Origin of the sequence: Paenibacillus sp. JJ-100, assembly GCF_948329825.1 — a bacterium.
GTDB lineage: Bacteria > Bacillota > Bacilli > Paenibacillales > Paenibacillaceae > Paenibacillus.
Genome location: NZ_CAOJCM010000002.1, coordinates 644,673 through 666,080 on the forward strand (window position 1 = coordinate 644,673; position 21,408 = coordinate 666,080).

At 45.9% G+C, this 21,408-nt stretch carries 19 protein-coding genes; 2 read left to right on the plus strand and 17 right to left on the minus strand.

Annotated features, from left to right (window positions below; translation table 11 throughout):
• Position 1 precedes the first annotated feature (1 nt).
• From PQG66_RS09625 to PQG66_RS09700, 16 genes are all read right to left on the minus strand, one after another.
• Positions 2-436: a DUF4280 domain-containing protein gene (locus PQG66_RS09625; protein WP_272037471.1), complete on the minus strand. Its 435-nt coding sequence runs from the start codon at positions 434-436 to the stop codon at positions 2-4.
• Between the two features lie 15 nt (positions 437-451).
• Positions 452-967 carry a hypothetical protein gene (locus PQG66_RS09630; RefSeq protein ID WP_272037472.1) on the minus strand — a complete coding sequence of 172 codons (516 nt, stop codon included), beginning with the start codon at positions 965-967 and terminating at the stop codon, positions 452-454.
• On the minus strand, positions 967-2,073 hold the full coding sequence (locus tag PQG66_RS09635) for a pentapeptide repeat-containing protein (RefSeq protein WP_272037473.1): 1,107 nt from the start codon (positions 2,071-2,073) through the stop codon (positions 967-969). Before PQG66_RS09635 ends, PQG66_RS09630 begins: the two co-directional genes overlap by 1 nt.
• 37 nt (positions 2,074-2,110) lie before the next feature.
• Positions 2,111-3,526 (minus strand): phage baseplate assembly protein V, encoded by a 1,416-nt coding sequence (locus PQG66_RS09640; protein WP_272037474.1) that lies wholly within the window; start codon positions 3,524-3,526, stop codon positions 2,111-2,113.
• A gap of 15 nt (positions 3,527-3,541) precedes the next feature.
• On the minus strand, positions 3,542-4,180 hold the full coding sequence (locus PQG66_RS09645) for a hypothetical protein (protein WP_272037475.1): 639 nt from the start codon (positions 4,178-4,180) through the stop codon (positions 3,542-3,544).
• Between the two features lie 31 nt (positions 4,181-4,211).
• Positions 4,212-4,985: a DNA and RNA helicase gene (locus tag PQG66_RS09650; protein WP_272038126.1), complete on the minus strand. Its 774-nt coding sequence runs from the start codon at positions 4,983-4,985 to the stop codon at positions 4,212-4,214.
• A gap of 31 nt (positions 4,986-5,016) precedes the next feature.
• Positions 5,017-7,668, minus strand: coding sequence for a molecular chaperone (locus PQG66_RS09655; protein WP_272037476.1), 2,652 nt, complete (start codon positions 7,666-7,668; stop codon positions 5,017-5,019).
• A gap of 31 nt (positions 7,669-7,699) precedes the next feature.
• Positions 7,700-8,389, minus strand: coding sequence for an iron-dependent peroxidase (locus PQG66_RS09660; protein WP_272037477.1), 690 nt, complete (start codon positions 8,387-8,389; stop codon positions 7,700-7,702).
• A 7-nt stretch (positions 8,390-8,396) separates the two neighbouring features.
• Positions 8,397-9,689, minus strand: a complete 1,293-nt coding sequence (locus tag PQG66_RS09665; RefSeq protein WP_272037478.1) for a normocyte-binding protein — start codon at positions 9,687-9,689, stop codon at positions 8,397-8,399.
• The gene (locus tag PQG66_RS09670) at positions 9,689-11,608 is read right to left on the minus strand and encodes a SpoIIE family protein phosphatase (RefSeq protein ID WP_272037479.1); all 1,920 of its coding nucleotides are present in this window, start codon (positions 11,606-11,608) and stop codon (positions 9,689-9,691) included. The genes PQG66_RS09665 and PQG66_RS09670 overlap by 1 nt, the downstream gene beginning before the upstream one ends.
• Positions 11,574-12,455, minus strand: coding sequence for a PP2C family protein-serine/threonine phosphatase (locus PQG66_RS09675; RefSeq protein ID WP_272037480.1), 882 nt, complete (start codon positions 12,453-12,455; stop codon positions 11,574-11,576). The genes PQG66_RS09670 and PQG66_RS09675 overlap by 35 nt, the downstream gene beginning before the upstream one ends.
• The gene (locus tag PQG66_RS09680; protein WP_272037481.1) at positions 12,440-12,973 is read right to left on the minus strand and encodes an FHA domain-containing protein; all 534 of its coding nucleotides are present in this window, start codon (positions 12,971-12,973) and stop codon (positions 12,440-12,442) included. The genes PQG66_RS09675 and PQG66_RS09680 overlap by 16 nt, the downstream gene beginning before the upstream one ends.
• A 43-nt stretch (positions 12,974-13,016) precedes the next feature.
• Positions 13,017-13,568, minus strand: coding sequence for an FHA domain-containing protein (locus PQG66_RS09685; protein WP_442955073.1), 552 nt, complete (start codon positions 13,566-13,568; stop codon positions 13,017-13,019).
• A 42-nt stretch (positions 13,569-13,610) separates the two neighbouring features.
• Complete coding sequence (locus PQG66_RS09690; protein ID WP_272037483.1) at positions 13,611-14,057, minus strand: J domain-containing protein; 447 nt, start codon at positions 14,055-14,057, stop codon at positions 13,611-13,613.
• Between the two features lie 126 nt (positions 14,058-14,183).
• Entirely contained in the window at positions 14,184-14,609 is a 426-nt protein-coding gene (locus tag PQG66_RS09695) for a membrane-associated protease 1 (RefSeq protein WP_272037484.1), read from the minus strand.
• 185 nt (positions 14,610-14,794) lie between these two features.
• On the minus strand, positions 14,795-16,963 hold the full coding sequence (locus PQG66_RS09700; RefSeq protein WP_272037485.1) for a transcriptional regulator: 2,169 nt from the start codon (positions 16,961-16,963) through the stop codon (positions 14,795-14,797).
• 567 nt (positions 16,964-17,530) lie between these two features.
• Here PQG66_RS09700 and PQG66_RS09705 point away from each other — a divergent pair.
• Together PQG66_RS09705 and nfi are read left to right on the plus strand one after the other, a co-directional pair.
• Entirely contained in the window at positions 17,531-19,585 is a 2,055-nt protein-coding gene (locus PQG66_RS09705) for a VWA domain-containing protein (protein ID WP_272037486.1), read from the plus strand.
• Positions 19,586-19,808: 223 nt separating this feature from the next.
• On the plus strand, positions 19,809-20,498 hold the full coding sequence (gene nfi, locus PQG66_RS09710; RefSeq protein ID WP_272037487.1) for a deoxyribonuclease V: 690 nt from the start codon (positions 19,809-19,811) through the stop codon (positions 20,496-20,498).
• A gap of 149 nt (positions 20,499-20,647) precedes the next feature.
• Here the strand turns inward: nfi and PQG66_RS09715 are convergent, their stop codons facing one another.
• Entirely contained in the window at positions 20,648-20,890 is a 243-nt protein-coding gene (locus PQG66_RS09715) for a hypothetical protein (protein WP_272037488.1), read from the minus strand.
• Positions 20,891-21,408: the final 518 nt, after the last annotated feature.

Below are 21,408 nucleotides of genomic sequence, written 5' to 3' on the forward strand. Positions count from 1 at the left end.
GTTAGAAATCCAATTGCTGCCCATCATCTTCAATAACGATATCTCCACCATAGAGACACTTATGTGTGCATTGGCTGAGCAGGGCTGCTTTCCCTTCTACCTCGGTATCTCCCTTGCCATGCAGCCAGGGCATGGTCAAAACGGGCATACACGGGGCTTTCTTTACTCCATAAATATCGACCATTGTACTACTTTCCACTGCGGGGTTCTGTGGGTTAGAACAGTTGCCGAAAGAACCGATATGTATACCGGGAATGTAATCTTCCACCGTCATCTGTGCCTTACCTTTAATATAAACCCCATGACTGAATGGAATTTTCAAACGTGTTCGTTGCGTACCACAGTTACACCTCAGAATTGCGCCAGCAACGACATAGCTTTTAGGTGCATCTCCAGCAATTTGAATTTGCGTGTCCAAATCTTGTTTTTGCGCCATCCGATTCTCTCCCTTCTAAGCTGTCGACTCCTGCTCCAGCTTCACCAGTCGTACGCCTGTGATATCTCTTCGCAGAATACTCTCCGCTAATGCGAGATTTACAATCATGACCGTTTCACGTAGGTCCACTAATTGGAACAAAGGGACCTCCACTATTCCCCGTCTCAGGACGAGCTGTTCCAGACTTCCGTCTATACGCCGCTTTGTATGAGTTGACAGCAGATTTGCAAGTGCAGGCGGATGGATCGCCCAATATGTTTCCTGGGTCATACGCTCCCTGTCCGTAAGGACAGCTGCCCTTCGCTTCAGGCTCGGTTGATATAGCGCTAATACCTCAAGTAAACGATCCGATACGAGCGGAATCGGGTGTTCCATATAATCCGTATAGTCCACATGAACTCCACCGCGGACATTCAAGCTGATCGCCGTAAGGTCGATGTTGGAATCATGAAAAGCCTGACTCCATGCCCTTCGCTGAAGTTCACCTACGGGCTCAGTCTCAGCGCGATGAATCCATCTGGAATCTGCCATTAAGCGAAAGTATTGGATAACCTTGTCCTCCTTTCGGCATCGTCAAAAATCGCCCCGTCAATATTGGCATTATCCCACAGTGTATCTACCAGGTTAGCTCCGCTGAAGTTGGCACCTCGAAGATTAGCCCCTCTAAAATCCGCTCCCTCCAGGTTTGAATTCTTGAAGTTAACTGCATCATATCCAGGCCCCTGTACAAGTCCCTCTGGTTGTCCCATGTCTCCAACTACACCTCTGAATACAGCTCCTTGAAGGGAGCAACCACTGAAATCCGCTCCATGTATAAGACTATCCGAGAAATTCACCCCGTCCATTTCGCAATTCCGCCAGCGTGTGCCCACAAGCATGCAACGTTGAAAATCCGTCCATTTCAAATCTACATGCTCAAACCTGCTGAAACGAAAGTCCAAGTCGCTACACTCCATTTCCGCCATACTCAGCCCTTGAAAATGCGCATACATGACAGCAATACCATTGCTTTCCTCCAGTTCCTCACCAATCTCTTCAATGCTTCTCTCTCTCCGGTCCAATCGGAATACGCATTCACTCGCATCAAGATACTCTCCAAGACGTATTTCGAAGTTCTGTTCAAGTTGCATATGCAAATGCAACTCCAAGTCTTCCAGCAAATAGCCACATCGACGGATGAAATAGACGAGATAACGATTCACCAAAGCCACCTGCTGCAACCGAACATGTTCCAGTTCCACAGCTGTCACGGCACCTTGATAAGAAGGTAAAGTTTGTTTCAACCTTTCAATCATCCGTTCCACACAATCGTAGGCCCATTGTGCAGAGTAATACGTTCGCACGGGGCTGCGATCCAGCAACCACGACGAATCACAGGCCTCAACCAGCACATTCATCGCCCCATTGAGTACTTCCGTTCGCAACATAGAGTACTGGATGTAGGCGATTTTTCCTTTTGTCCCAACCTGCTGAGCAAGCGCAACTTCTTTAATAAACTCTGTGAAATGTTCCATATATTTTGCCGTCAACTCGGTTGATCTGCTCTCTAACGTACGCTTTAAATCGTCCATCAGCCTGACTCGCTCTTGCTCCACCTGATCGGCATAAAAGTGCTTCAACGAATCCTTTCGGTTCACTTGGTTACACCCCTCCCTCGACTACAAATACATATGTTTAGTTGGATTTCACCTCAGAACCACTCATCTGTGCCTGCCCATCCAATTGGAACGTCCCTCCTCCACCTTCAAGAAGTAACTGAGAACCGGCAGACAGTATCATTTTCTTTCCTGCTTTCAAGGAAAGACTTCCCCCTGCAGACATTGTGACTTGCTGGTTTCCCTTGATTTGAATGCCCTCATCACCACTCAATCGGATAAACACTTCTCCTTCCTTGCCAGTGATGAAAATGGAGTCTGGTGTTAGCCTGATCTCCTTGCCATGGGGTGTACGAAAAATTTTGTGATCCGGATTGTTCAATTGGTTCGTTCCTGTCACCTGTGTATCTAGTCTGGGCGCTGGCGTAGCATAGGCCTCTTCTTCATGCTGGGTTGGGAAATAAACAGCCACCGGATCACCAATCTCTGGCATCACGTACCATCCAGTCTGCCCCTCCGCAATGTAGGGAGACTGATATAGTAGCCATAGTCCATTCTCCGCTTTCTGTTCCTTATCACAATTCAGTTGCACTCTGACATGTCCACCATGTACTGCGATTATGCGTCCCATTAGTGAACTTCCGGCAATCAGAGGATTGTAATACGTCCTCTGTCGTAATCCTTTGTGAAGACTCAGCACATATTTATGCCTTAGAATACCTCCGGCGAGTTCCGTATAGGCTTCCGTAAGATACAGGCTTCTGCCACGAAAACTGATATGGTGTCCCAGTTCCATGACTTGATCCGTCTCCACTTCATATACAATGAAGTCACTTTCATTCACATTTACAGTTTCGTTCTCTGTGAAGTACATAAACGGAGTCATGTTTTTGTGGATGGTATAACGTGTATTATCCAGTTCGATCGAGTTACCATGCTCATATACGCCGAAATAAAATTTGGGGCTGTCGAATTGAGCCGCAGGCATCAGACTTGTATGAAATCGGGAAGCCAGTCTTCTGAGAAATGCCCAGTCTGTTTCCTGATATTGCACAGCAACCTTGCCAATCTTAGCTCCTCCGGTCCCCTCATCGATCACGTCCAGTCCCGGATAATCCTGATCCAGCTCCTTTAACAAATCAGGGAGCGTCATCTGGATATTTTGAAACGTACGCGTTCGCTTCTTGACATCCATCAGGTATGTATGTGATATCGCTTCAACCTGGAGCGTATATACGCCCCTCACAACCTGCACTTCTACAGATAACGGAATGCCTTTAAATAGCGGACTTCTATTACCATCCTCATCCTTTTGCCACACTTCAATCGCAGTACTCTGATCGGTAACATCCACATATCGATCTTTCCATTCCTCGGATACCATACCTTTGAAAACAAGGCGGGTGTGCTCGTCCATCTTCTTGCGTATCGTCAATTCCTGTAGATGTACGAGTTCATATGGTTCAATGATCAGATTTTCATACGTCAGGCTCATAGACTCAGCTCCTCTCTATTTCGGTTCGACAATGAGTGTATCCAGAAGTGTACCACCGGGTTCTATCCAATTTTTCTTCTCATCGTCCGTACAGTTAAAGCCATAGACAAGGACTTTCTGATTTAAAATGGTGAATACCATATGGTTATAGATCTGATCATTTAGTCCCTGAACAGCGAACTGGCAGTAACCCGTGGTCACACCTGCATCTGTCACTCGAACGCCGTGTTTTTTCCATTCTCGTACAGGTTGGGTTGCACGGATTACATCAGCCATAGATTCCGTAAAAGAATTCAACTCTTCCGGAGTAAGACGATGGTCCAGTGTATTGAATGTAAAGTTGATCGTTCCCGAATCATTGGTATAGATCCATTCAGGACGATGGGATGACGGATATTTTAACTGAGCCTCTCTCTCTGTCACCAAACGAAATGTGCGGGGTAGAGATACCGTAACCTTTCCCTCGTATAGCTCCGCTCTTCTCAGATGTATCGTTTCATGTTCAAGATGTATCATCGTTATTGGCTCGAATGGTTTAACATCACTTGGTTCAGGAGAGGCATCACTCTCTCTAGTCTCTGTTCCCTGAATAGGTTCGTCGTTTAATACTTTGCTATATAACATCGGGATGATTTTGCGATCCATATGTTCCATAACGATTTCCATCCTCCCTTTCTATGAAAATTCAATCCACAATCATTCGATGCGGTCCGCCCGCAGGCATACCTGAGCGTCCCATTCCCCGACCTGCATTCGCCAGTATACGATCCAGGTATCGATGAATCTGTGCATGATCGTACTCTCTGTACTCCAGCCCCAATCGACTGGCAATGTGATGCAAAATGACGCTGCGTGCAACTGTTCCTTCGTTCAGACACATCATGGCAAAGACCAGGTCCTGAGGATCAGAGGTCCCCGTTCGAAGCAACCTCTCGGCATAATCCTTCATGACAACCGGAGATAAGGTGCTGGCCCCCTCGGCTGCATAAGGAACATGAATGACATGCAGCGTGTTGAACTCTGTCGCCAGATCGGCGAAGGTCTGGTAGTCTCGGCGTAGCCGAGCTCCTTCCTTCAGCTTGAATCGAGCTAGTTCGAGTTCGCCGGGTGCACACGTTATCTCTTCATCGAGCACCAGTTCCGAATGACTTGTGGTCATGTCACTCCCCGTTTCATCCGCATGAAATCGAAGTTTGAGCACATTGACTCGGCCTGTAGCCTGATATACCAGTTCCATAGGCTCTGTCAGCATATAAAGCCTTCCTTTATGCAGCACCATTCCTGGAGCAACCACCAACTTGTCCGGGAAGACTTCTACCTCTGCACCTGCGAGGATGCCGTCAGCGTAACCACGATAGTACAGTTCGATGTAATCTCTGGGGAAATCGCGTAACCCCTCCAGCATCGACGTTTTCAAGATTCTTCCCTTGTTAAAATGCGGATACGTATATGTGAACATGAGCATGATCCCTCCTTTCTGCTCGTGTGCTCTACTTCATTCCGTCAAAGAAGTCCAGTTCAGATAAATCCGTTTCAAACGGTAACAGCTTCTGCGTACCCAGATACAGTCGTTCGTTTCTGCGAGCTACAGGTAACACATGGAAGCCCCAATGACGATCATCTGGAAAAACAAAAAACTTCGTCTCTCCATTCACGATGGAATCCGTATCATCCTGCGGAATTTTATCTCCGTACTGATCTCGGATCTCTTCGTAGAGCACCTCTTTATACGCATCTGGACGGTTCGGATACACCATTTTCTGTCTCAATTGACCATCACTTCCGCTCAGATACAACTCCACTTCGGCCGTCTCGAACGGACGGGATATACTGCCAGGAATGCCATCACTCCGATCTAGACTGCTGATCAGTATTTTCTCACGTCCATTATGCGTGTAGGCACTTACCGTATACGGAATTACAGCGGCATCATGCGTAATCTCGGCTTGAACGCTTCCTGTTTTGCGGGCACTCAGATAACGAATTGCCCCTCGAAGACAGGCGAGTTTAAGATCAGGCACACGTCCTTCGGCAGGTTTTTGTCGGAACTCAATGCTTCGGCCTGGAACGAACTCTTTCAGCGCTTCCCGAAATACATCAATGCGGCAGGACTGACCCGTCAACTTGATAATCGAGTACTGGCTCATCCGCCCCTGACGATAGAAATCATCCAGAAACTTACGAACCACTTCATAGATATCAGCCTTAATCAGCTGGGTAATTTCCTTGATATTGAACACCACATCGGGGAACTCGTATTCGTCCTTCAGCTCCCCATTCCGCACTACCGAGAGGAACCAACGCTCCATCGTCGTGATCTGCAGATCACTATCCCCGTCATCCTCCATCTCGGAATGGAATCGATTACGCAGGATGCCTGTTTTGCGGAAAAATTGCTGTTTCATCTCTTCTGCGATTTCCCACAGGAAGTAGAAGTTGCCGCGTACTCGCAGGTACTCATCCCGTGAACAATTCTCTCTACGCGCAAAAGCCGTAGGAATGATATGTTCTGCTTCCTCATACCGCTGTTCCAGCTTCTGATAGACGGATCTCACACCTTCTTCGTCCACTTGACGGAATACGTCTGCCCCCGGTGCTTCGATCAGGCTATCGATATCCGTAACTTGACGACGTCCGCTGTAGTATTCGGCAAATATGATTTTCATGAATTGCATAATGCGATAGGTAATATTGTGACCTCCGAAGTTAGTGTCCCCGTTTTCGTAGGTGGTATGGATATCCAGCTTGTAGGCCATATGCCCGTCCTCGATCGTAAAGGCACAGGATGACAAGTCCGTCGTTCCACCGCCACAATCAATCACGAGTGCATGGTACGTCTGCCCCTCCATAAAAGCACCGCGTTCCATTCCGTCCGCAAGAGTGTTATAGAGTACAGCCATTCCCTCATCCAACGCATAGGTCTGCTCAATCTGATAATCCGGAAGCATCTCGCCAAACATCTGCAAAAACTGTGTTTTCATCTTCACCGGACTGGTGAAGTGCACATGACGAAACTTGCACTTGAACTGGTGTTCTGCTGTTTGAATAATGTAATTCATGTACGCGCGTAACAGATCCATACGGGAGACCATAACGGCATTCCCATGAGCATCTACAATTTCCTCCATTTTGTTATAATTGCTCACCCAGCGTTTCATGCTTCGGAACACACTGGCACGGCTGCTATATCCACCACGACGCATGCTTCTCAGCGCTTCATAACCGAATTCGTAACGAACGTTCGCTGGGTCGGAACAATCCGCCACACCAATTGCCGTCGGCAGGACTTCGATCCAATCCGTATCTTTGTATGTAGGGTCGGGAAAAGCAACATAGTTAATGGCATCCAGACGCACCCGTCCATTCAACAGATCCTGGCTGCTGGGTGCTTGAATATAACCGTTATGCAAATAGGCGCCTGCCGTCGTATTGGAGGTGCCAAAATCAATCGCAAGTACAGCATCTGTCGGTTCAAGCTCTCGGATGTCCAGATCTGCCAGTGGAATTTGAGTATATTGAAGTTGAACTGGCGGTAGTGGGCGGCTGGAATAGTAGGTCTGATATAAATATTCCGAATCACGTTTGCGGAAAAAAAGCAGACTGTATTGTCTGTTCCCTGATCGTTTCCATGTGGATCCACTTCCGGCTGTCAGATAGAACGTGCCTGATATCGAATCGTCCTTGACCAGGTTCAAGATGCCACATAGCTCCATGCTCTCGTTGACCAAAAGCACGTTGGATTCTACTAATCCGCCAGGGGCTGTAACCACATAACGATCCAGCTTGTCCACGTTCAATCCTTCGTATAGAATCAACCTCGCAGGTACACTGATACCTCCGTCACTACTCATGGGGGACGTCATATGACGAGATATCGCTTTTTGTATCCGCTCGAACCCTCCTTCACAAGGCGGATTGATCCATAAAACATCGTCTGCCCCCAAAAATTTTAATATAATACGAATCAGCTCTTCACGCTCGGTGCGAGCACCTAATCCCTCAACCAATCGCTCTTTGTAGCAAATGTTCCTTAGTTGAAATGTAGTCATGTCCATCAACTCTTCACGCGTATACCGCATGGTTCCCCTGGCTCGTTCCCTGCCGGTAGCATCAGGATACAATCGGTATGAATACCCGTTCATCTATCTTCCTCCTTACAACTGCTAGTGCTGCTTAATATAGGGCAATCCCGTCCTGTATCATCGTATAGTCCGCATCCAGAATGCCAAAATGATGACTCCAATATATTTCTGTGTCGAACCGGACCGGCAGAAAAAGTTCAAGAATCAGTTCCAGCTTCTCCTTCGCCTCAGATTGTTCAGCCTGTCCAATATATAAGAGCAACTCATCCTTCTCCTCACAATTGGCATAAAGGGTTGAACGCGGAAACATTCGAACGAGTGTATCCCTTAGTAGATGAACAGCTTCCCCCGTATCGTACAGTCGGAGCAAGTTGCAGGCGATCACTTCCTGTTCCTCCTGTCCGAATAGCTCCAGACGTTGCTGAATTCTATCCCCATATATTCCCGAACGCATATCCTTCAGAATGAAACGGATGTAATACTCCCTTTTGTTCATGCCTTGCATCAAATCCATATCCGCCAGAAAATGAATAACCAGATCAAAGAGCGTCTCCCGCAACTCGACTTGCTCTTCATTATTGATATCGAAGAGGTCTCGGAATATATCAAAAAAACGATAATATGGATTAACTTCAATCGTGCTTTCCACACTTGAAGCATTCAAGTTCGTATGACTCAATTCCATATAGGGTGAATATACACGTGCGGGTACAAACGTTACGTCACGCAGATCGGTCCCATTACGTTTGGCTCGAATAATCAGATCCCAGATATAATTCATGATGTACTCACATCCATTCCCCTTCGCAACAGTATTCAGGGAATGCCAGCTGGATCTCGGATACGAGAAAGCTCAGCAAATCATCCAGAAAAATGGCCAGTTCCGGCTGTTTCTCTTGTCTGCTGAACCTCAAAATCATTCGATGTTTATCCGTCTCCACACGGACATGATCACTGACAAATGCATTAAGCGGGTACGTAATTCCCAAAGCAGGTCCGGGCGCCACCACTTGTACATCTTCCAGTTCAATCCCCTCGGCCGCCTGAAAAGCATGAATCATACGGGCAATTTCTCCCTTGGACCGTACAGAACGTCCTTCTTGACGTGCGTATTTGCCTGCAAATCCTTCCCTTTTGTTATTGGAGAACAGCGGAAAGTCCATTCTTCCAATTCGGGTCGTCACAGGAACAGTCACTTTAAGTACGGTCCAGGAATCCGATTTCTCTAATGGAGATACGATGGTGATATCTTCTTCCGATCTTTTGATATATCTGATGTGAGACTCTTCACCATCTACCAGATATCCATGCTCGATCCCTGTTTTACGGAGGGGCAAGACATGTTCATAATTGATTCGGTCCGATGCCGGAACAGGGAATCCCCCCGTTTTCATATCCAGCTTCTGAATATTCCATAACGGAATCATGTTCGTTCTTTTGTAAGACTCCCATTCCTCCAGATGGATGGAAAGCTCCTTGACGGTATGCTGTTTGTCCCAGTGCTCCTCATCATCCGAACCCACTAGAACACAATCAACAAATTTGAAAATGTACGGAGCATTGACTGATTTCCACGGCAGGCTGTTCTTGCGAAACACTCGATACAGTTCCTCTACTTTGGAGATATATGCTGTGCTTGGTTTCAACCGAACTGTTATGTTATGTCTGCCTTCACTGGTTACAATCTCCCCGCGGAATGTCCGATTACTGTTCAGCAGAGATTGTAATTGTTGTTGTCCGCACTCCATGTAGAACGTGAACAATTTCATCTCTTCCTTGCGCGCCAGTGCCTCTGAGGCCTCACTCAAATAGACGGTCTGTGGTTCGGCATCCTCAGGAATGATCGGGTACAGAAATTCATGAATGGGATCCAGATCTTCCCGCGCGCATAATGTGACATATACGTCATGACGCTCCTCCTGAGGTAACACCTCATCAAACACACGTTGCTCAATCTGTTTGTTCAGCGTCTCCTGATATTCCACAAGATTGAGAAAAACGCCGGTCATGAGATCTTTGAGCATGCGGCGTTGTTCGAGATCCTCCATCTTGTTAAGACGGTCACGGATCATGTCTTTCATCACGAATCTCCTCCTTCCGATGACTCCTGTTCATTCACGTCAGCCTCGGCAGCGTCGGTCGTTCCGTTCACCTTGGAGGCAGAATTGCTGCTGGTATTACTTTTCGTTTTCCCCGCAGAAGCACCTGAGCCGGAAGTATCTACATTTCCGCTTCCAGCCGAAGTGACATTGCCCGTAGAAGAGCTGCTTCCCGCCGTATTGCCTGTGCTCATGTTGCCCGTGCTGCCGGTCATATCCAAGTTCATACCCGATGTATTGGCAGCATCGAATCCTGTCGCATCCTGCATTGGATCAGCCGCTGGTACAGGAGGGTTCAACTTCTCATCCAGCTTGTTTATCTTGCGCTCCATAGCCAGCACGCGTTCCAGCATATCGATCTCCTGATAAATTTCCTGTGCCGAAGAATAGGCATCCATGGCCCCACTATAGTCTCCGGCTTCATTGAAGCGGTCACCCTTCTGCTCCAACGTATCTGCCTGAAGCTGACGGGATTGCCGCTTGATGTCTGCTCTTTTGGTCTCAGCGGTCTCCAGTTTCGTCGCAATTTCCTTCAGTGCATCCTTGTATGAGGTCTCCGTGGCAGCCGTTCTTGCTCGTTTATACAAAATGATAGCCCCACTGTAGTCCCCATTCTGGAGTTTTAGATCCCCCTCTTTAATCCAGTCCTGCACTTGCTGGAAGGTGGTCATCTGATCCAGGCGTTCACGAATAACTTCCCGATTAAACATGCTGTAGGACTCAGACAGATCAAGTGCTTTGGTATAACTGGCGGTTGCTTTGGCAATATCGCCTTCTTTCAGATGGGCTTCCCCGTCAACCAGAGTCTGGGCAGCAGCCATCTTGCCAGTCAACAATTTTTTATGTATGGGATCCTTGATCTTGATCGAATTGTTGCGAGCCAGGCTGTAGTCTGAGACCGCCTTGGCATATTCCTGTTCTTTGACGTACTGGTCTGCGTTCTGTTCATACTGCAACATATCCATGGCGAGTTCGGCTTTTTTGGCAGCACTTTTCACCGCATAGAAGATGCCCGCTCCACCAACAATCAGGAGCATCACCAGCATGATGATGATTCGCTTGATCCACTTTTTTCGGTTTTTGGGCTCTTCATGGAAAGTCTTGTTCACATAGATGGTTGCTGCACTATAATTCTCGATTCGCGAACGTTGCTTGCTAAGCATCACTTCTTCAAGCGTATCCGCCAGCGTCTGTGGGTCATTAGCAGCCTCCACCGCATCGATCATCTCAGCATCCTGAACCCCTTCCCATAAACCGGGGGTACAGAGTACAAGTACATCACCATCAGCCAGCTTGATCTTATCGGATACGTAAGGTTTGATCATGCCAGGTTTACCTGCATATTCATTCAGATTGCCACGCTCATCATGCTGATCTACACGATCCTCAGCAATCTGACCTTCGGCTGCCAGCTGAGCAGCCACACTATGATCCTTGCTTTTTAACACAAGCCGATTCCCGCGGAAATGATATAATCGACTGTGTCCAGCAGATGCCCACACCATACGTGTATAATCAGTCACAACGATGACGAATCCCGCTTTGAGTCTTACCCGGCGGCTCTCATACTGCAACCATTCATGTGCAATCTTGATATATTCCGTCAGTCTGCGTTTAGACATGGTTGGCTTTTCCAAAAAGGATTCCAGAATAGTCTGCACTGTGATCTGCGCACTATTGACTTCCGTATCTGTATCCAGTCCATCCGCCATGACATAACAAGCCCAATCTTCCAGTTCAACACAGCCGTAGAAATCCCGATTTTTCAGGAATGATCCTGCTTCCGAGACAAACGCCGTCTTGAATTCACTGTTCTCCTTCCTCATCCGTCTCCCCATTCCCCGTCCCTGTGCGTCGCCTGATCCGTTACCATCCTTGCTCCAGAATGATAATCGTGGCATTATCCTGATGCACGAGCTGTTTTTCTTCAATCAAATCAATAATGGCCTGTGCTGCATCAAACGGCGAAATATCTTTTGCCAGAATAGTCTCCAGTTCCATTTCAGTGAGTGAGTTGTACACCCCGTCACTGCATAATACAATTTTGTCCGCCGGCTGCAGTGCAAACGGCTCGTCCGCGATTTCCATTTGTTTAAAATGTTCGTACCCCAAATAGTTGACCAGCCTTTTGCGCTGCGGGTTGTCCAGTGCCTCCTGTTCAGATATCTCTCCAGACATATACTGTTCTTCAAGTTGAGTTTCGAGCGTGTGTTTATGATTAATAGACAGTAATTCACCTTTACGAAATACAGCCAAAATACTGTCTCCTACTGCACCCCAGTACAGATTCCTGCCTTTGATCATGGCCGAAACCAACGTTGTTCCACCGGGAACACCAAGCAATTTGCGAAGAATCGCCTGATTAGCTGCATGAGAGGATGCATCCCAGAATTCTTCTGGATCTGGAAACCGCTCGAGCGCCTCAAACTCCTGGATAAATGTTTCGACAGCAGTCGTACTGGCTACTTTTCCACCCGATAAACCGCTAATTCCATCCGCAAGTACCGCAAGTACACCATACGACTCCACAGCGCAAGCAAAATAATCATCCTGCTCACTGCGAGCACCAATCGTCTGTCCATTCCCAATCTGAACGCCTGCCGGTCTATCGTCACGTTGCCTCACCGGAATACGGCTTCGGACGAATAACAACAACCAGATCGACAAACAGCCAGCTGCAAGAACCCAATAGGGCGTTAGCTCCTTGTCGTTCCATAAGATCATGAAAGTCGTCACTGTTGCTCCCATTCAAAATGCACACCACATAAAGGGATAAAAATGAATTTGCTGCGTCCCAATTGGATGACGTCGTAGGCAGCCAGTTCCACCGGTGAATAGACCGCTTCATTATTGTGATAGGCAAGACCCGAAGCGTCGCCAGGTAGCATGTAGAAATTTCGTTTTTTCGGGTCGTATACGATAACCGCATGATTCCGTCTGGAGATTGTGTTGTCTCCAAGAATTCGAACATGCATCTCTTCCGAACGTCCAATAAAGTTCTTTTCGGCCATAATCCGATAATCCTGTCCCATCTGCGGACCTTCGATACAGACCATCCAACCCGTTACCGGTTCAATTCCTGTTGTTTCTCCCAGATACGGCATCGTTTTGTCATCCTCTGAGGTACGAGGTGCGCGTGGAATGGCTCCCGCTGCCTCACTATTGCCGGAAGCCGGCGTCTCAACGGCCAGATTGCAATAAGGACACGTGTTACCGTGTCGTCTCGTGCTGAACATATGTCCGTTCCCACATCTTGTCAGACTCATTTCTATTCATTCCCCCGTAAGCTTTGTATAATGGTCGCCAACTTTACTTCACCAAAATTCGGGTATTGGCAATATAGATTAAGTCCCCTGCCTCGATCAGACTGGGTTCTTCGATTTCCAATTTGGATGATTTGCTCTGATTGCCCTTACGCACACCTACACCACTAGCTGAGTCAATATCCTCGATGAACCACTGGCCTGATGCTCTGTTCAGCACAGCATGCTGCGGGCTAATAAGAGATGCATATGGAGTATCGGACAGATCGATGTCCGCCTCACTGTTCTTTGAGCTTTTTCCAATTAACACACTAGTCTCGCCCTGAATGTACCACTCCTTCACACTCGTACCATCGTCATCCAACAGAACGAGTTTCACAACACGTGAAGACTGCTGCTTCTTTGCCACCTTGGTGGCAGGTTTGTATTTAAAATATAAGTAAGCTCCTCCAGAGAGGACCACAATAATTCCAGTTATCCACTGGGCGTTAACGTCCCGGTTAATGATAAATATGTAATACAGCACGGCTAACGAAATGATGGCGACGCATGCGTCAAGCCCTATCGTTATTACCGACCTTCCTCGTCTCACTTCCATAACCTCCGCCTGAACCGGCACGGTCCATTACAGGCCACCGGCTTACTTTTTTCGAACTCCGAAATATCGGTCAAACATGGCGGACATATCCATTCCTTTGTCGGGACCGGTTTTGCCACCGTTTGAGTTCCCCTTTCCTTTGGGGCGATAGCCAAAAAACTGTTCAAACTGCTCCTGCATACGCGATGGATCCGACCACACTTGTTCGGCATTTATAGGGCCACTTTTTTCTCGTGTAGTGCTGGATGTTGCTTTCTGTGTCTCTCCCGGGTTCCTTGTGGAGCGTGGTTGCTGATTGTATGCTGCCCTTAATTCGGGATTTCCGAGCGTACTGTACGCCTCATGTATTTGCTTGAAGCGCGCCTCTGCCTGGGCATCTCCCCCATTGACATCCGGGTGGAATTTCTTCGCCAATTGACGATAAGCCTTCTTGATCTGATCTGGAGAAGCCTCCCGATCTACACCGAGAACGGCGTAATAATCTTTCATCGTGTGATTTCCTGCCTCCCTGCCGAATTCGGGCATAAATAAAGATTAAGGGGCAACAGAGCCCCTTAACATCACAGTGTTGCTACAGACCGGATTTATCCGGTCCGTAACATCCGTTGGTCCCTCTTATACAGGGAAGCCGCCTTCAATTTTAGTGAATTCCGTTTTATCTTTTTTCTGTTTGATGAAGAGGCTGAATTCACCTACGCCTTCGGTATCTCCGAAACGCTCTGTGTAATCTACAACAAATGCGTTAGGCATGTAAATTTTACGTACTACTTGATCCGCCGCAACCACTTCCAAAGTTACTTTACGGTAGCAATCTGCTTTTTCAGCTGGAACGAGGGACCACAACGCAAGTTTCATGGTGTCATCTGCATTGTCACCGTCGGTTGCTGTAATAATTTTGCCACTGATTTTCAGTGTTGCACCTACATCTGTGGAACGAGCGTTGGAATCATCTGGTGTGTCTGTGTCATAGATTACGGAACGGATATTGTCCATTCCCAATTCGATTGTTTCTGCGCCTTCTACCTTCAATACAAAACCCATTAATAAAAACCTCCTTAAGATTAGGAAAAAATGTGCCCGGCATGCTCTCCATCTAAGAAAACATGACGGAATATATGTATAAAGGTCAGCCCCTGAGGGGCCGCCTCTAACACCAAATTAAATGTTTATAACTCGTTGTTTAGTGAATTATAGTTACTTTTACTACTTTCTACCCTACTAGGTCCTTACACTTTCACTGCGCTAGTGCCTTTGGTAATCATCACTTCCAGGTTCTTCACGTTTCCGTTAAATACCAGGTCGATGTGGCACATATTGCTCTTCTCATCGATGATAAAGCTCATGTCATCGCCTTCCTGAATGATCGAATTGATCGACCCTCGGGTTCCCAGCCACCGGCTCTTCTGACTGCTCGGATTGTTGCTGAAGAATTTGACGATATTTTCATGCTTGAAATCACCGGTCTGGAAACGAAGCAAGCGCTCAATGTAAGTACTTACCAGAGTCTTATACAAGGAATCAAAGCCATCTTCAGACATCGCCATGCTTCTTGCTTTATACACGGTAATGCGTTTGATGTCACTGTCCTGGATCTGAGCATTTTCCGAGGAGAAAATGAATCCAAAGTTTTTCCGGTTAATCGCATCCTTGATCGTGTTCGTGAATCCAGAAATTTCTTTGGTCATCGTCGTAACTACACGCAGACTGTTATCGCCCGCTTCAATGTCAAATCGCACACCTGGATAATCACGATTCACATTTTTGAATGCGCCTCGCAGGTACTCAGGACACTGATATGCAGCCACAATTCCGGCAGATACATAGGACGCACCAACGTAGACCCCTTCAATCCAAAGCTTCAGAATGTCTTCTTTTTCCTTGGACAGTTCCACACCATTCTCCGTCTGAAGCATACGACTGTCGATCACGACACCGGATTTTTCTTTGGGAATAATGGTGAAATTCGGAGCACTTGGAATGGCGAATTCGCTGTATTCCTTACGAGTTAACACGGAGCATTTATCGATATATTTATCGATGCCTGCGGTCGCCATGCTGCTGAATGTGGTCTCTTCTCCGGATTCAAAGCTGAAGAACACCTGTACTTTATAATCCTTAACGACCTGCAGAAGCATAGACAGCGATTCCATACTGTTTCCGTCTTGTTTAACCACTTTCTCGTTACCACGGAAACGGGCTCTGCTGACTTGAACTTGTCCCGTATTCTCCAGCTCAACGGATGGAACAATTCCGAACCAGATCGTGTCGGTAAAATCATTCTTCGCATTGACTGTGTTGAGATAGGTCTCCAGCCGCGGAATATTACTGCTCTTGACAAGCATATCCAGCTTCGCATTTGCAATGAGCATGGAAGGCAGCATACCTTTGTTCTTGGTTGCATATTGGTCAAAGAACATTTTGACACCCAAGATTTTCTCAACCAGCGGTTTGACCGTTTTTACAAAGTCATCCTTCGCATTCTTGTAGAATTCCAGGTATGTATTGTAATTCTGTACTTCAACTGCCGTATCCACATCGGTTTGCACCGCAGGCAATGGGCAGAATGTACGAACCACGAGATCCTGCACATAAGGTGAAGGCGATTCTGATAGGGAGTCATAATCTTCCGCAAATACTTGAGTCAGATCGGAACTTGTGGATTCATCCAGTAGCATCAATTCGTTGTTATCACTCTTTGGAGCTTCAATAATTTTCAATTCTCCGCTCTCACCGATCGTAAGTTGTCCGACCTGAATTGCCTCAGAAGACGTTTCTTCTTGTGCACGACCAAGCAATAAGCGGGTTTTGATATCCTCAATTGCCAGTGGCAGCATCGCCATTACATTGTTATAATTCCGACTGGCATCTTCAAACATAACGTTAAGTTTATCCCCGATATCCAGCTTCTTCGGATCACCGTCATCCAGCTTTTCATGCTGACTGTACATGTAATGAATTTCTTTTCGTACTTGCCGAATGTCATCCATAACCTTTTTCGGTGAGATCATATCGAGCAAATTCTCGAACTTGAAGTCCACATTCGTTATGCCCTGGCTACGTTTAGTATCGATCAGGGTAAACAACATTCTCAGAAAGTCATTGCTATGATCAATTTTGATCTCAGAGATGGCTTCATCTGGAATGCCTTCCGGCTTCTTAAGCGTATACATCACTTTCTGGTTTACTGCATTGAAAAAGGAGTAGACGCTGGGAGAAAACTTGTCCAAAAATTCATCGAAGCTCCGGACAAGTAGATGTTCATTGATTTCCTTGATCTTGTCGTCATTCAAACTGTCGATCCCTTTTACGTCACCGACAATCGTAATCAAATCCAGTTTCTCCGGATTGATCTCTTCAAAAAGCATCGTTCGGTTCGTTTGATTAATAATATCCATTCAGGCAACATCCCCCTCATGACGATTCATTCGGGCGAATGCTTCCCCCCCCTCCATCAATTTTTGACACTCCGCACGCTCTATCAGTCTATTGTCATGATTCAATAGAATCACCACTTTAAGACAGTTACAAGTTCCATAGAACGAGCTTTCAACATACAACCGGAACTTCTGTACCAGAAAATACCGTTTGCGTTGGTGATTTATGGAATCAATCTTAATCATCAGCGATATGCTTTGTCAACATTATCCATACTAGGTCTTATTACTCATTTTTCTGGCTTCGATATACCTATAGAACCAATTTTCGGTTTTCGCTTCATTTCCCTTAACATCGTACCGATGATAAAGAATATCCTATAATTTGGATTCTGTTCAAAAATTTTAAGTTCGTGTATCTTCATCCCTGAAGTGTCTTATCCTAAGCGGTGTTGCAGTATTTTTCACGAACCCGAACTACGCATAACGGCGTTTTGTCGTGTGGAGAAAAAATTCCTCACCAAAAACTAGTTTTACCTCTAGAAACATAAGCAGCACCTAGAACAGAAAGGAGATTCAAAGCGTCATATGATTATATTAAAATTCAAAAAAGCAACTCTCTTTCTCATGCTATTCAGCCTGTTGTTGCCAGCATGGGATATTGGAATTACGCACGCCGAATCATCAGTCAAGACCCAGACATACGAAGGCTTAGATGCCATGTTTGTACTGGATGTTAGCTATTCTATGAATGAGACTGACAAAGATCGCATCGCTGAAGAAGTTATACATATGTTTATGGATATGAGTAGTGGGCCCAAGACCCGATTAGGTTTCGTAGCTTACAACGACAAAATTACATCATCTGTGCCTTTGATGGATATCTCATCCTCTGGCGCTCGCAACAATCTGCGTAACCGTGTGGATGGTTTGCGCCGCTCTGGTTATACAGACCTCGGACTAGGTCTCCGGCGAGGAGCAAGTCTGCTTGAACAATCCCAGACAGACAAACGCAAACCATTCATGATTTTACTGTCAGACGGGGAAACCGATCTGCGGGGGTCAACGAACAGAACACCTGCTGACTCGGCCAAAGATGTGGACAAGGTTATCGAGATGGCACAACAAGCTGGTTACCCCATATATACTGTAGGATTAAATCGCGACGGTACAGTGAACCCTGCAGAACTGGAGCGGATCGCCCAAGAGACGGGGGGTTCTTCCTTTATCACCGGTAGTGCCGACGATCTGCCTGAGATTTTCAACAGGATTTTTGCAGACCAGATTCAATCTGTTCTTGTATCTGTCGCGGCTGTGACTGCAACGGGAGCCATGCAAGAAGTTACCGTTGATATTCCTAACTCCAGTATGGCGGATGCCAACATCATCATGCTGTCTGATCATGCGGTGTCGGAAGCGCAGCTCTATTATCAATCGAGCAATGTGAGCTTCATTCGGTCTGATAAATATGCTCTAATGAAGATCATTCGTCCAGTAAAAGGAGAATTCAAACTGAAATTCAAAGGCCGTAGCGGTGACTTGGTCAAGATCAATCTGCTTGGCAACTACAACGTATCTGCGGTTGCACACATGACAACGGAGAAGCCAGTCAAAGGAAAAAGCATCATATTCGACGCATCTCTGTATGATCAGGCTGTGGAACCTAAACCCATTCAGGACTTGGATGTATACAAAGGCCTGGAAGCGGAACTCATTGTAACTTCGTCTGATGGAAAAACGGAGCACATCCCTTTGACCAATACAGGCAGTGGGTTTACGGGAAAATACACGTTTCCCAAGTCAGACATGTACACATGGGGACTGCGTATTGATGGGCCCGACTTCTATCGGGAGTTTACTCCGGTGGAAGTAGATATTACGAATCAGGCTCCTGTCGCCACTGGAGAGTCCATCGTGTTATCCAAAGACGATCGCAATACAGATGTCGACCTGAATAAGTACTTCAAAGATGCCAATAACGATCCTTTAACTTACGTCCTTGCCAATTCAAACAGTGAGCGCAAACTCGGAGAGACTGTCATTGATGGCAATACCCTGCGCTGGTCTTCATTGCATACCGGTAAGTCATCTATTAAGGTGACAGCTACAGATACTGAAGGCGCAAGTATTACCGCAGACATCTCTGTGGAGATTCATTCTTTACGCGAAAAGGTACTGCTGTATACAGCACTAGGCCTCCTTCTTGCTGGTGGTAGCTTCGCACTGTATTGGTTCGTGCTAAAACCCAAGCCAGTCTTCCGCGGAAGACTGGAAGGATACTTTTTGGCCACAGCTAATGGAGAAGACATCCCTGTGACCCATTGGCCACTTACATCGCTGGATCGTCGGAAGGTAAGTCTCCGTGAACTGTTCGACCGAATGGACATTGGGATCATCGTTCCCGAAGCGGAACGAATCTGGCTGGAAGCCGGGAAGAAAGAGACGCTATTGGTGCGGCACGATACGAATTGTACGGTCGTCCGAGGCCGAACACCAATAAAGCGCAGACACACGGAAGCGCTAGAGTATAATGAGAAAATGTATATTACGTTTGAGGATGGCGTTACAGAGATTGAAATGCGTTATAAAGCGATCAAACCAAGTACCAATATCTATGTAGGACAAAAAAGAGAGGCGCAGTGAACTACGTATCAAGTAAGAGGAATGAAATGAAGTTACCGAATGCTGGATCTAAGACGCACTCTCTCTTTGAATAGATATAAGAAAACAAGCCTGTTCGTCCCCCTCTAAGGGTTAGAACAGGCTTGTTTATGTTGTGCATACATCTAACTCAAAGCAGACTGAATTTGAATTTAATATTTGGTATAATGTGTATGTTGCTTATCAACACTTGGAGGAACTGAGAATGAATACATTGGAACAGCATCGTTGGAATATAAGTGAGTTGGAAGCCGTTAACATACAACAGGAATTAGCCCGGAAAGTCATTCAAGAAGATGCATTCGATCAAATTCACTATGTTGCAGGAGTGGACGTTGCTTATAGCAAATCCAATGACAAACTAATCGCAGCAATCGTCATCCTGGAATCAGAATCATTGAAATTAGTAGAGTCAGTTATTGTTGAAGATACCGTTCAATTCCCATATATCCCGGGATTATTTTCGTTTAGAGAACTTCCGCCTGTAATCAAAGCATTTGAAAAAATAAAAACAACTCCTCAACTAGTGGTTTGCGATGGACAAGGCTTAGCCCACCCTAGACGATTTGGTTTAGCTTGTCATTTAGGGGTGCTGTATGATATTCCTACAATTGGATGTGGAAAAACAAAACTATTAGGTAACTATAATGAACCCGAACCACACAGAGGAGCACTGTCGCCTTTAGTGGACAATGACGAGATCATTGGAAGTGTACTAAGAACTCAAAAAAATATTAAACCTATCTTTGTTTCTGTGGGTCATCGAATATCTTTATCCACTGCCTGTCATTGGATACTTAAGTTATCTCCCAAATATCGATTGCCCGAGACGACTCGGCAAGCCGATCAGATCGTGAACAGAACTTTATCGCTTCAGAATCCATCTGCTACATGAGTTATTACATGATGTAATCGTTCAAGGCAACTTGGATTCTACCATTTATTTTTACAAAAGCTCATTCCTACTTATGGTTCAAGTGGGAATGAGCTTTTGAAAGTTTATCAAGTGTTTGCTAAGTGCTTTGTTTGTTGTATTCTACGATCTCACTCTTCTTCCACTACATAGACTTTACTAACGGTATTATCCTCATTAAAAACGTAAATTCTATCGCAATTATTACATCTCCATACTTCTTTCTTAGGATCAGGTATTGAAAACGGATCTATGGAATCTCCCATGTTTATAATATCGTCCCACTCTCTGTCAGTATAAACATGCAATTGAACATCGTTTGGAGCTTCTACAGTGGACAAGTACTCTCCGCACTTACATTGGAATCTAGCCATATTTTAATTTCCTCCTAATTATTTACTTTCCCCTCGTTAGTCCATATTTCTACTTTCCCCGGAATCTGTTTATCAGCAAATGTCCCCTTAGCACGATCAAAAATCTGCTGTGCTTGTTCTTTCGTAAGTCCTGCCTCTCTACCATCAATAATAACTTTTTCAGCATGTTGTTTAAATCCGTCTTTAATCCTTCCAACCCCAGTATTGATTCATGATTGCTTGATACTCAGACTCGTATATGTAACCACTTTTCTAACATTTTATGTTATTTATGAATCTGCTTGACTTTTTCCAACAACAAGAAGTACTATACGCTTATACAGATGGAATATATTTCAATATAAACAATAAATATCTAATTCAAGTTCGATTATCAGGCTTTATTCTAATATGTAATTCCAAACTTGCTAGAGCACTCTAGCCTGTAGCTTTCTTCCCTCTTCGTGCTATCCATAGAAACAGAAAATAAGGGAAGAATCATTCTCACAGAGAAAGGAGGATCAGAAGGTTCAATCTGC